The organism is Rarobacter faecitabidus (genome assembly GCF_006716265.1).
GTDB classification, from domain to species: Bacteria; Actinomycetota; Actinomycetes; order Actinomycetales; family Cellulomonadaceae; genus Rarobacter; species Rarobacter faecitabidus.
The window spans coordinates 696,942-709,341 of the sequence record NZ_VFOS01000001.1 but is presented as its reverse complement, the minus strand read 5'-3'; the positions used below and the strand labels follow the sequence as shown (position 1 = coordinate 709,341).

The 12,400-nt window shown below is 68.1% G+C and carries 10 protein-coding genes; 2 read left to right on the top strand and 8 right to left on the bottom strand.

Annotated elements, in window-relative coordinates:
- Positions 1 to 4: 4 nt before the first annotated feature.
- The 3 genes from FB461_RS03195 to FB461_RS03185 are packed head-to-tail and all read right to left on the bottom strand — an operon-like array spanning position 5 to position 3,365.
- Positions 5 to 850: a transglutaminase family protein gene (locus tag FB461_RS03195; protein ID WP_142118906.1), complete on the bottom strand. Its 846-nt coding sequence runs from the start codon at positions 848 to 850 to the stop codon at positions 5 to 7.
- Complete coding sequence (locus FB461_RS03190) at positions 847 to 1,779, bottom strand: alpha-E domain-containing protein (protein ID WP_142120703.1); 933 nt, start codon at positions 1,777 to 1,779, stop codon at positions 847 to 849. Before FB461_RS03190 ends, FB461_RS03195 begins: the two co-directional genes overlap by 4 nt.
- A 14-nt stretch (positions 1,780 to 1,793) precedes the next feature.
- The gene (locus tag FB461_RS03185) at positions 1,794 to 3,365 is read right to left on the bottom strand and encodes a circularly permuted type 2 ATP-grasp protein (protein WP_170222593.1); all 1,572 of its coding nucleotides are present in this window, start codon (positions 3,363 to 3,365) and stop codon (positions 1,794 to 1,796) included.
- Positions 3,366 to 3,872: 507 nt separating this feature from the next.
- Between FB461_RS03185 and rpsT the strand changes: the two genes are divergently transcribed.
- Positions 3,873 to 4,133, top strand: a complete 261-nt coding sequence (rpsT, locus tag FB461_RS03180; protein WP_142118904.1) for a 30S ribosomal protein S20 — start codon at positions 3,873 to 3,875, stop codon at positions 4,131 to 4,133.
- Positions 4,134 to 4,450: 317 nt separating this feature from the next.
- Here the strand turns inward: rpsT and holA are convergent, their stop codons facing one another.
- On the bottom strand, positions 4,451 to 5,407 hold the full coding sequence (gene holA / locus FB461_RS03175; RefSeq protein ID WP_246045988.1) for a DNA polymerase III subunit delta: 957 nt from the start codon (positions 5,405 to 5,407) through the stop codon (positions 4,451 to 4,453).
- Positions 5,408 to 5,581: 174 nt separating this feature from the next.
- Complete coding sequence (locus tag FB461_RS11950) at positions 5,582 to 6,565, bottom strand: ComEC/Rec2 family competence protein (RefSeq protein WP_170222592.1); 984 nt, start codon at positions 6,563 to 6,565, stop codon at positions 5,582 to 5,584.
- A 136-nt stretch (positions 6,566 to 6,701) separates the two neighbouring features.
- Between FB461_RS11950 and FB461_RS11945 the strand changes: the two genes are divergently transcribed.
- Complete coding sequence (locus FB461_RS11945) at positions 6,702 to 6,902, top strand: hypothetical protein (RefSeq protein WP_170222591.1); 201 nt, start codon at positions 6,702 to 6,704, stop codon at positions 6,900 to 6,902.
- 607 nt (positions 6,903 to 7,509) lie between these two features.
- On the opposite strand, the gene FB461_RS03165 is transcribed toward FB461_RS11945, so the two are convergent.
- From FB461_RS03165 to leuS, 3 genes are all read right to left on the bottom strand, one after another.
- Positions 7,510 to 8,484 carry a ComEA family DNA-binding protein gene (locus FB461_RS03165; protein WP_170222590.1) on the bottom strand — a complete coding sequence of 325 codons (975 nt, stop codon included), beginning with the start codon at positions 8,482 to 8,484 and terminating at the stop codon, positions 7,510 to 7,512.
- Between the two features lie 66 nt (positions 8,485 to 8,550).
- The gene (locus tag FB461_RS03160) at positions 8,551 to 9,426 is read right to left on the bottom strand and encodes a DegV family protein (RefSeq protein WP_142118898.1); all 876 of its coding nucleotides are present in this window, start codon (positions 9,424 to 9,426) and stop codon (positions 8,551 to 8,553) included.
- Between the two features lie 5 nt (positions 9,427 to 9,431).
- Positions 9,432 to 12,389, bottom strand: a complete 2,958-nt coding sequence (gene leuS, locus FB461_RS03155; RefSeq protein WP_142118896.1) for a leucine--tRNA ligase — start codon at positions 12,387 to 12,389, stop codon at positions 9,432 to 9,434.
- Positions 12,390 to 12,400 lie beyond the last annotated feature (11 nt).

The following is a 12,400-nucleotide window of genomic DNA, read 5'->3' as shown; positions in this document are numbered from 1 at the left end:
GGTACTAGTTGCGCCTCGTCATGGCCACGCTGACGTCGAGCGCACTCGTCCCGCCACCGGTGTACACGCCCTTGAACGGCGGAACGTCCGCGTACTCCCGGCCCCGGCCGATGACGATGTAGCGATCACCCACGGGCGCGCGGTTGGTGGGATCGAACGCGCGCCAGGAACCGGCCCACCACTCCACCCACGCATGCGACTGGCCGATCACCGTGGCGCCGTCCAGATCGGCCCCGTCGCGCGGATCGTAGTATCCCGAGACGTACAGCGCGGGAATCCCCACCGATCGCAACGCCCCCACCGTGAGCTGTGCGATGTCCTGGCAGACCCCCTTGCGAACATGCCACGCCTCGGTCGCGAGTGTATGCGCGGTGGTCACGCCGGGCACGTACTCCATTTCGTCACGAAGTGCCAGGGAGATCGAAACCGCCGCGCTGTCGGGTTCCTCGACATCGGCGTAGGACCGCGCGACTTCGCACACCTCGCCCGGCACCTCCGTCGCGGCCGAGGTCATCAGGTAGCCCGACATGCGATCGCGCTGCGCCTCGTCCCGCAGATCGCCCCACGTCGCATCGGATCGCTGCGCGATGTCGATGACTGCGGTCTCCACTACGCTACGGCCCACGATGCTGAGCTGCGAGTGAGGGCGCAGCACCTCGAACGAGGTGACACGCGTCCCCCAGTAGTCGGTGTACTCGTAGCGAGATGTGGCGGGGTCGATGTCTAGCTCGAAGTCGATCAGCCGCTGGCCCCGTCCCTGCGAAGGCGTCATCCTCGCCTCGTTGTACGACGCCCTGACGGGTGCCTGGTAGCGGAACGCGTTCGTGTGGACCACCTCGTACCGGCTCATAGCCCCTCCTCGACCCATTCCACGGCTCCCTCGGCGGGAAAGTACCTCTTCTTGACGGCCTGTGACGCAGCCGAACATGCGCGCTGCACCTTGTCCATGGCCTCCGGGAGCGCCGCCATCAGGCTATCGGGCTTGCCGTATTCGAGGGCGACGCGGGCCAGCGCCAGCTCGCGAAGCGCCTCGTCCGTCACACCGCTGCGGCCCTCGTCCGAGTCCAGCGCACGTAGGCATTCCTCCGCCAGGCTGAGCGCATGGACGATCGAGCGCGGGAAGAGCCGATCGAGGACGAGGAATGCCGCCGCCTGCTCGTCCCCCGCGCGCCCGCGGTAGGCGCGCAGGAAGGCCTCGTAGGCGCCGCACGAGCGCAGTAGCGTCGTCCAGCCCGGGCCCGAAGACCCCAGGTGCGCCTGGGCCGTGATGAGTCGCGCCGTCATGTCGGCGCGCTCGATAGAGCGCCCGAGAATCATGAACAGCCACGTGTCGTCCCGGCTCGTGCCGGAGTCCTGGATGCCCGCGACCATGGCCGCGCGCCCGCGTACCCACGAGAAATAGTTGTGCGGCGAGAGGTGGCGATTCTTGTCGAGCACCACGTTGCGCGTCGTGTTCAGGCACTCCCATAACTCGGTCGAGATGGTCTCGCGAGCGCGCCGTGCATTCTCCCGCGCGGCGATCAGCGCACCGGCGATGGACGATGGATTGACCCGATCGTGCGCGAGGACGTCGAGCATGTCGACTCGCGCCACGAGCGTGCCGTCCTCCGCGGCGGGTCGGTCCATGATCTTCAGGAGCGATCTGCAGGCCTGGTCCTCCTCCGCCCACGGGTTTTCCGAGAGCAATTGGATGTGGACGTCGAGGATGCGGGCGGTGTCATCCGCTCGCTCCACGTAGCGGCCGATCCAGAACAAGGATTCAGCGATCCGACTTAGCATCAGCGCCTCCCGGCCTATTGTTCCTGCTGCTGTTGCTGCTGGCTCAGCTCGAACTTCGACGAGTCGAGGTCGTTCGGGTTCTGGGTGAGGGGAACCGTGCCGAGCGGCGTCGCCGCAGCTGCGGTCTCCGCCGCCGGTGAAGCGGTCGCGCGGCCCGCACCCAGCACCCACGTGTCCTTGGATCCGCCGCCCTGGGACGAGTTGACCACCAGTTGCCCCTTGGGCAGCGCCACCCGGGTCAATCCGCCCGGAAGCACCCACACCTTGTCGCCGTCGTTGACGGCGAACGGCCGAAGGTCGATGTGGCGCGGTGCCAACTGACCGTCGACCCAGGTCGGCGCCGTCGACAACTGGACCACCGGCTGGGCGATCCAACCGCGTGGATCCTGCACGAGCTTGGCTCGTAACTCGTCCAACTCCGCCCTGCTCGCCGCCGGCCCTACGACGATGCCCTTGCCGCCCGAGCCGTCGACCGGCTTGACCACGAGTTCATCGAGCCGGTCCACGACCTCGGCCAGCGCCTCGGGTTCCTGCAGTCGCCACGTGTCGACGTTGGGCAGGATCGGATCCTCCGACAGGTAGTAGCGGATCAGGTCGGGGACGTACGTGTAGACGAGTTTGTCGTCGGCGACTCCGTTGCCGACCGAGTTCGCGATCGTCACGTTTCCGCGCCGGGCGACGTTGAGGATGCCCGGAACTCCGAGGACCGAATCGGCCCGGAAGTGGACGGGGTCGAGGAAACTGTCGTCCACCCGGCGATAGATGACGTCAACGCGGCGCCGGCCCTCCGTGGTGCGCATCCACACGTGATTCGACGCGACGAACAGATCCGAGCCCTCGACGAGCTCGACGCCCATGAGCCGGGCGAGCAGAGAGTGCTCGAAATAGGCCGAGTTGTAGACGCCCGGCGTCAGGACCACGACCGTGGGATCGGCGCTCGCCGACGCCGGTGCCGCCTTCATCAGCGCCTGAAGGAGGTGGCTGGGGTACGTGTCGACGGGACGGATTCGCAACCGCGCAAAGAGCTCCGGGAAGGACTGCGCCATCGCCCGGCGGTTGGAGATGACGTAGGACACTCCCGAGGGAATGCGGACGTTGTCCTCCAGCACCCGGAAGTTGCCCTGCTCGTCGCGGATGAGGTCGATGCCCGAGACGTGGGCGCGCACGCCGTTCGCAGGACCGATGCCCATGGCCTCCCGCTGGAACTCGGCGCACGTCTGGATGACCGCCCGCGGGACAACGCCGTCGCGGATGACCTGTTGCTGCCCGTAGACATCGTCCAGGAAGGCCTCGAGCGCCTGGACGCGCTGGGCGACGCCCTGCTCGACCGTGCGCCACTCCGCGGTGTCGATCACCCTCGGAACCGCATCCAGCGGAAAGGGACGTTCCTCGCCTGCGAAGTCGAAGGTGACGCCCTGGTCGAGATAACTGCGGGCCAGGGCGTCGGCGCGGGCCTGTATCTCCTCCTTGGACAGTCCCGCCAACGTCCGGTAGACGGGCACGCTGGCGCGATGGGGTCGGCCGTCCTGGCTGAACATCTCATCCCAGGCGATGCCAAGGTCGTAGTCCTCAAACGTCTCGCGCATGGGGTCACCGTACTCACGCAATGTAACGGACTTGTGGCGGACAGATTTCACCGCATATGGCCCGAAATCGCCGACGGCGCTGTGCGGGCGTGACCACGCCCTTCCAGCGGTGCTGCGCGGAGCCGGACTCCCCCGTGCCATCGGCGCCGCGAGGGCACACGACCCCGCCCTCCCGTCGGCGCCGCGCGGGCACGAACTCACGGCCATAGCCGCCGATCACGGACGAGGAGCCCCAGGCAGGGACGTCCGCGCGCGGGCCGCGCGCTGCTCAGGCGAGGAGCAACCGGGGCATCCCGACTGACCCAACTGACCCACGGTATCGACTGCGGTCGGAGGCGTTGCCGTGCTCACCCGCGGTCGTGATAGGATTCTTCTTTGTGTGCCCGCTGGGTCAGTGGGCACATCGCCGTCTCCTCTCCACGGGTTCCCCACCCCAGTCCCGGAGCCGGAAGAGCCTTCACTGACCTAATCAGCTCGCTTCGGCGAACAAACCAAGAGAGTTCCAAAGTGGCGAACATCAAGTCCCAGATCAAGCGGATCAAGACCAACGAGAAGGCGCGCCTGCGCAACAAGGCCGTCAAGTCCGAGCTCAAGACCTACGTGCGCAAGGTGCACGCGGCGGTCGAGTCCGGCGACAAGGATGCTGCGGCAGCGGCCCTGACCGACGCCTCACGCAAGCTCGACAAGGCCGTCTCGAAGGGTGTCATCCACGCGAACCAGGCCGCGAACCGCAAGTCGGCGCTCGCGAAGTCTGTCAACAACGTGTGAGGCTGACTGCCAACATCAGGTTTGCCGGTGGGCGCCGCGTTCTCGTGAACGCGGCGCCCACCGCTTTTTCGTTAGTTCAGGTTCGTATCTGGCTGCGCCGATCCCGGTGCGGGCGATCCCCTCGCACGGCCAGTGCGGCGGTCTACGTGCGGGCGTTCACTGGCCGGACGGTCACCACGCGGGCGATCCCCAGCGGAATCGAAGGAATCGAATCCGGCGCGGTCCAATCCCGGTACGGCAGTTCGCCGTGCGCGCAGACGGATTCCCGTGCGGCAGCTCGCGCCAGAGCGCCCCGTGCCGCGTGAAAGCAATCATCCTCAGCCGCGCGTGGCGATCGTGAGAACGGCCCGCTCCACGGCAAAGTGAGGGTCGCGGGCGGCCCCCTTCACGTCGGCGTCGGCTGCGGCCGTGGCAATGATGGCCGATGCCAGTGCCTGCGGCGTCCATCCCCGCAGGTCTTTGCGGGCCCGCTCGACCTGCCATGGCGCCATGCCCAGTTCCTTGGCGGCAGCGGCTGGGCTACCGTTGTGTCCCGCGACCAGCGCGAGCGTCCGGAGTTTCATCGCCAGCGTGGCAATGAGGGGGACGGGATCCGCACCGGTCGCGAATGCGTGTCGCAACGCGACGATGGCCTCTTGGGACCGGCCCGCGACCGCAGCATCGGCCACGCGAAACGAACTGACCTCGACGCGACCGCCGTAGTATCGATCCACCTGCGTGACGTCGATCATTCCTTCGGAATCCGAGATGAGCTGAGTGCACGCCGCAGCGAGTTCGCGAAGATCGGAGCCGACCGCGTTCACCAGCGCCTCGGCGGCTTCCGTGGTGGCACGCCGCTTGGCCGTCTTGAACTCGTGCATCACGAAGGCAAGCTTGTCGGCGTCCTTCTTGAGCGGATCGCAAGCGAGCTTTGGGACACCCGCCTTCTTCATGGCGTCGAGCAGTTTCTTGCCTCGCACGCCGCCGCGATGGATCAGGACGAGGTAGACGTCCGGTTCCGGGGCGGCCAGGTAGCGCAGGGCGTCGCTGATGAGTTCGTCGGGTGCCGCCTGGAGTTCGTCGATGACGATGTAACGGGGCTCCGCGAAGAGAGACGGGCTGGCGAGCGCGGCGAGGGTGCCAGCCGTGTAGCCAGCCGCGTCTACGCTCGTGCGCTCCATGGACGGATGGCGGTCGAGCGCCGCTTCACGAATGGCGTGCTCGGCCCGCTCCACGAGCACGGATTCAGCGCCTTGGATAAGCGTGATCGGAGCGAGTTCCGACTCTGTCGCCACCGTGTACCGCCCCTTCCTCACTCATGTCGTGCGCCGCGTCACGCGCGTCACCGCGACGCGAAGCGTGATCAGTCAGCAAGCCCGAGTCTATCGTCACCGGCTCTTCGGGCGGCGGTGTGATCCCTCGATGTCGCCCTCCCCGTGCGCCTCCTGACCGGCGCGCAGACCGGCCGATCAGGGCCTTCGCCGCGCTCTTGCGCGCAGACCGGCAGTACTATCCACGCCTCGCGGCACGAGAGTGCGCGTGCGCGAGTATCCCGCCCGGACCCGGCTGCCGCCGCCTACCCGGCTCCGCCGCACGGCGCGCAAGTGGCGACGGGCGAGATACAACGGCCGCAGATACGCCGCTGCGTACCAGCGTGCATCCCCGGCGCGCACGACGATGATGACGAAAGCAGCGCTCGTGGCGGCCATGAGCGCCGCGCCGGTCACGCCTGGCAACCATGCCAGTTCGGCGCCCGGTGCGCCCGCTGCCGCATCGGCAACCAGCGCGATCCATCGGGCGCACCAGTCTGCCAGCCACGCGGCAACTCGCGCTATCCCGGGCGCACTAACCGCGGTCAGCACCACGACCGCACCGAACAATGTCAAGGCGGGGACGACCGGCGCGACGATCACGTTGGCGACGACCGCCCATCCGAGGAGGTTCGGTGAAAGCAGGACGATCAACGGCGCGCAGGCGACTTGGGCGCTGAGCGCCAGCGCGAGGTGCGACCGGATCACAGCGGGCAGCCAGAGCAAACGAGCCTCGACGAGGGGCGCGATCAGCACGAGGCCGCTAGTGGCCGCCACCGACAGGGCGAACCCGCTGCTCAGTGACAACTCGGGCGCAAGCATCAGCAGCGCAATCACGCCGACCGCTAGCGCAGGAATGGGCGACGAACGTCGACCTAGCATGATTCCGACGACGGCGATGAGCGCCATGGCCGCGGCCCGAACAACGGAGGGTTCGGGCCGCACCAGAACCACCAGCACACCGATCAAGGTGAGGATCAACACGCCGCGGATTCGGCCGGACAATCGGGCATAGCCGAGCAGGTTCCAGGCGAGCGCGCTCAAAATGGCGAAGTGTGCACCGGACACGGCGGTGAGGTGAGTAAGGCCGGCTACGCGCATCGATTCGGCGAGTTCCGCAGGGAGGTTGGCCGTATCACCCACCGCGACTCCCGGAACCAGTCCGGCCCCAGCAGGTGAGAGTGCTTGCGAGATTTCCCGTGTAGCCGCGCGCACGGGGTCGGCCCATCGCGCCCACCTCGGTGCGGACCTGACGACGTGAAGGCGACTGACCCGCAGAATGTCGCACGCTCGCCCCGTTGACCCCGTGGCCGTTCCGGTAACCAAAGCGTATTCAGCCCAGTGCGGAGCCTCTCCCCTCGCGAAGATGGTCGAGTTGACCGATGCGCGCGGCATGAACCAGTCGTCGATGTTCGACGTCTCCGGAACATCGCTCGCGGCCTCGCTCGGAGGACGTGCGATCCCGTGGATCCTCGCCTGAGCCCACCAACGCGGCTCGGTGCCGGGTTCGGCGGCTCCATACGGTTTAGGTTCACTCATAAGTTGAACGAGTGCGGCGATCGTGCCATTGCCCGCCGCACCCCCGCATGCGGTGTCCAGGCCCGGGTCGGCTCGCCACGCGGCCAGGGCGCTCACCGCGCCGACTACCAGCGCGACGGCTGCGAACTGGTACCGGCGAGCGGGCAGGCGACCATTCCGCCCGTCGTCCTGGCCCGTGGGCGAACGCGCAGTCGGTCTGAGCGGCGCACCGCTCGTGAACGATGGGGCGTCACTCGTTCGGGTCGACCTTCGCGGCAACGCGCCGCGCTTTCCTCCGGCGCCACGGATTCTTTCTTGGCCGTGGTTCCCTCGAACGCCACGCGATTCTCCGGCGCCACGCTTCCGTCCCGGGCCGAGTTCCCCTCCCGCCCCTCGCAGTCGGCGGCCTAACGCGCACATCACTGCGGCGAGCAACGCAATGAGCGCCGTCACCGCGGCGAAACGCGACAGCGACGGCAGACCATCGAATAGCGCACTGGCAACCCAAGCTGCCAGAGCAGCGGGCACCAGTCGGGCGTCGTGCCACCTGGCGGTCCGCCAATCCTCGCTCACAGCGTCACCAGGTCTCGCAGTGCGCCGAACCTAGCCGAACCGATACCCGAGACCTGAGTCAACTGCTCGATGGACGTAAACGGGCCCTGCGCGGTTCGCCACGCGACGATGCGCTCCGCCAATGCGGGGCCGATGCCGGGAAGACTCTCGAGTTCGGTGGCGCTCGCACTGTTGAGGTTGACCAGGGAGGCGCTTGCCGAACCGCCATCGGCCGGCTGCGTCCCGGCGCTGCTGTCGAGAGCCGTCGGACCGGCCGGATCAACCACTGGCCCGGAGGATCCGCCCTTCCCGCGTTTCGGTATCACCAATTGCTGGCCGTCGCTGACGAGCGCCGCAAGGTTCACCGCCGTCGCATCGGCATTCGCTTTGAGTCCTCCGACTGCCGCGACCGCATCCGCTCCACGCGCCCCACGCGTGAGCCGCACCACGCCGGGGTGCTTGACCTGACCCACAACGTGCACCACCACCGTCGCAGGATCGGCGGCGAGGTCGACGAGCTCCTCGTCCGGCGCTGACCCGGCGGGAACGGGCGCCGCGCCGTCACTGACCGCGGATGCGCCGTCGCCTGGCATGCCTGATCCCGTCGCAAGCACTTGCCCATCCGAAGGCGCTCCGCCATCTGTTACCCCTCCCGCATCCGCCTGCACCCCGAAGATGGCCACGGGATCCGCGGGGCGCGACGACCACCAGGCCACGGCCACGCTCACGGCCACGACGACGAGGAAGGCCAGCAGTGACACCCTGGTCAGGGACCATCTGGATCCAAGCGCGGCCGCATTCGTCTCACCGCGTCGCCAATGCTCGTCATCGTCGCGGCCCGCGCCGGCCGCCCGCGATTCGCGCGCTGTCCAGTCGCCTCCTTCGCGCGAATCCTCATCTCGGGTCGCCCACCGAGACGCCTCGTCGGCATCCGCGTCGCGCCATTCGTGCCGCGTGGCCCGCGCGCGGGCGGGCTCGTCCTCAATCACCATGCCCGCGAACCTACGCGCATGCAGCGCCATCCGGCGCCCCGGGGGCAGCCTGTGGAGAAGTTGACGCTAGAAGCGCTGCTCCACGAGCGCGATGCCAAGCATCCCCGGCCCCACGTGAGCACCGAGCACGCAGCCCGCGTCCACCAGCCGGGGCACGGTGCCGATCCGTTCACCGATCGCCGCCGCGAGTTCCTCCCCGCGGGACAGTTCCGCAAAATGCTGCACCAGCGCCTCGGGTTCGCTGCCCCGATCCATGAATCGTTCGGCCAACTCCGCCATGCGACGCAGCCCGGCGCGGCGCGTGCGAGCGATGTACTCGACGTCGATACGACCCTCCCGCAGGCCGAGCATGGGGCGCACCCCCAGGACCGAACCGACCGCGGCCGCCGGGCGCGAAAGCCGGCCGCCCCGTCGCAGGTGATCCAGCGAATCGACGATGAAGGTCGTCGAGGACGCCCCGGCGACGCCGAGCGCGATCTGCGCGACCTCGTACGGCGAGGCGCCATCCGCGGCCACGCGCGCCGCGGCGGCCACGGCCGCCCCGAGCGCCGCACCGGCGCACCGTGAATCGACGACCATGACGGGCAGCGGTGCGACCTCCGCGGCCATCGTCGCGGCGTGGAACGTCCCCGAGAGCTCCGCAGAGAGGTGAATCGACACCACCTGCGAATACCCTTGCTCGGCGGCGCGCGCGTAGGCGGACGCGAACGCACCCGGACCTGGTTGCGAAGTCGTCGCCACCGCTCCGTTCTCGAGCCTCGTGCGTAGGGCGGCGGAGTCGATTTCAAGGTCGTCCGCGAGGGACTGGTCCTCGATCGCAACGGAGAGAGGCACCACGATCGGCGCGGCCAGGTTCACCAGAGAGCCGGGATTCCCCGGGAACCGTGCCGTCGAGTCGGTCACGACGCCGACGCGCCCGCTCACCCGCTTAGGGCTGACCATGTCGGTTACCCGGGCACCACGTTCACGAGTTTCGGCGCGCGCACGATCACGGTGCGCACCGGCGCGCCGTCCAGCGTCCGGACCACGCCTGGATCTGCGAGCGCGAGCGCCGTCAGATCCTCGTCGGAGATCGAGGGCGGAACCTCGGCACGGCCGCGCACCTTGCCCTTGACCTGGAAGACGCAGGTCACTGTGTCCTCGACCAGGTACTGCTCGAGGTACGTCGGGTAGGGCTCGTGCGCGAGCGACCGCTCGTGTCCGAGGCGACTCCACAGTTCCTCGGCGATGTGCGGCGCGAACGGCGCGATCATCAGGACGAGCGGCTCCGCGACCTCCCGCGGCGTGACGTCCAGCCCGGTCACGTGGTTGTTCAGCGTGATGAGCTTGGCGATCGCGGTGTTGGGCCGCATGTTCTCCATCTCGACAGTGACTTCGGCGATGGTGCGGTGCAGGGCGCGGCGGGTGGCCTCGTCGGCGGGCTCATCACTCACGATCAGTTCGCCGGTCGATTCGTCCAGAATGTTGCGCCACAGCCGCTGCAGGAAGCGCTGCGACCCGACGACCGCGCGGGTCTCCCACGGGCGGGAAAGATCGAGCGGCCCCATCGACATCTCGTACAGCCGGAACGTGTCCGCACCGTAGTCGCGGTACATCTGATCCGGGGTGACGACGTTCTTGAGGGACTTGCCCATCTTGCCGTACTCGCGCTTGACGGGTTCGCCGTTCCAGGTGAATGATGACTTGCCGTTCGCGTCGATCGTCTCCTCGACCTCGTCGGCCGGCACGTAAGCGCCGCGCGCATCGGTGTAGGCGTAGGCCTGGATGTATCCCTGGTTGAACAGCTCATGGAACGGTTCGAGCGACGAGACGTGGCCCAGGTCGTACAGCACCTTGTGCCAGAAGCGCGCGTAGAGCAGGTGGAGCACCGCGTGCTCCACGCCGCCGACGTACAGGTCGACACCGCCGGCGACGCCCGCAGTGGCGTTGTGCTGCGGCCCCATCCAGTACTTCTCGAGTTCCGGGCTGACGGCCTGACTGGCGTTGTTCGGGTCGAGGTAGCGCAGGTAGTACCAGCAGGATCCGGCCCAGTTGGGCATGGTGTTGGTATCCCGGCGGTATTCGCGCGGCCCGTCGCCGAGGTCGAGGGTGACGTTGACCCAGTCGGCGTTGCGGCCCAGCGGCGGCTCGGGCTCGGAGTCGATGTCGTCCGGTTCGAAGGTGCGCGGCGAGTAGTCCGGCACCTCGGGCAGGTCGATCGGGAGCATCGAGTCGGGCAGCGCGATCGCGGCGCCGGTCTCGTCGTACACGATCGGGAACGGCTCCCCCCAATACCGCTGGCGGCTGAACAGCCAATCGCGCAGGCGGTACGTGACCGTCCGCTCGCCCAGGCCCTTCGCCTCGAGCCAGTCGATCATCGCGGCCTTGGCGTCCGCGACCGGCTTTCCGTTCAGGTTCAGTTCGCCATTGGACGAGTTCACCACCGCGCCGTCGCCGGTGTACGCCCCGCCGTCGAATCCCTCGGGCGGCTGAACGGTGTGGATCACCGGCAGTCCGAACTGCTGAGCGAAGTCGAAGTCGCGGGTGTCGCCGCCGGGAACTGCCATGATCGCGCCGGTGCCGTAGCCCATCAGCACGTAGTCGGCGATGAAAACGGGCAGCCGGTCACCGTTCACTGGGTTGATCGCGTACGCGCCGGTGAAGACGCCCGACTTGGTCCCCGCCTCCGCCTGACGCTCGAGCGGCGTCTTGGCCGCCGCTGCGCTGCGATAGGCCGCCACCGCGCGGTGGGCACTCGGCTCGCCACCGCGCCACGACTCAGGCACCTCGGCGCTCCACTCGATGTCGTCGCCCGCGAGCAGGGCATCGACGAGCGGGTGCTCGGGAGCCGCCACAACGTAGGTCGCGCCGAACAGCGTGTCGGGGCGGGTAGTGAAGACCGTCAATTTCTGCACCGAGTCAGTCGCCGCTGGCACCTCGAAGTCGACGTATGCCCCGTCGGAGCGGCCGATCCAGTGGCGCTGCATGCTGCGCACCTTGTCCGGCCAGTCGATCAGGTCCAGGTCCGCGGCGAGGCGGTCGGCGTAAGCGGTAATCCGCATGTTCCACTGCTGGAGTTCCTTGGTGAACACCGGGAAGTTGCCGCGCTCCGAGCGGCCGTCAGCGGTGACCTCCTCGTTCGCCAGCACCGTGCCCAGGCCGGGGCACCAGTTGACGGGCGACTTCGAGGTGTAGGCAAGCCGGAAACTATCGATCACGCGGCGGCGGGCGGACTCGTCCAATCCCGCCCACTCGCGGCTCGCGTCCACGCCGTCGATCCCCGCTGGCACCGCTCGCTTGCCGCTGTCGAATTCGGCGATGAGTTCCGCAATGGGACGCGCCTTGCCCCGGCCGCCGTCCTCGCGCTCGGCTTCGGCGTCGTACCACGCGTTGAAGATCTGCAGGAAGATCCACTGCGTCCAGCGGACGTAGTCGGAGTCGGTCGTCGCGAACGAGCGCCGCGAGTCGTGCCCGAGTCCCAGGCGCCGCAACTGGCGTCGCATGTTGGCGATGTTCGCCTCGGTAGTGACGCGCGGGTGCTGACCCGTCTGGACCGCGTACTGCTCCGCGGGCAGGCCGAACGCGTCGTAGCCGAGCGCGTGCAGCACGTTGTCGCCGCGCATGCGCCGGAAGCGGCCGACCACGTCGGTCGCGATGTAGCCGAGCGGGTGACCCACATGCAGACCGGCCCCTGAGGGGTACGGGAACATGTCCATCACGAAGAAGGACGAGCCCTCCGTCGCGCTGTTGCCATTCCCATCGGTCAGGGTGCCGGGTGCGGGGTCGGCTGCGAAGAAGGTGCCGTTACGCTCCCAGTATTCCTGCCATTTGAGTTCGATCTCTTCGGCGAGTGCCGGGGTATACCGCAGCGCCGGTTCGCCGGGTGCGGAGGCAGGATTGGGCGCGGAATGTTCTTGGGTGGTCACGCGCTCAATCT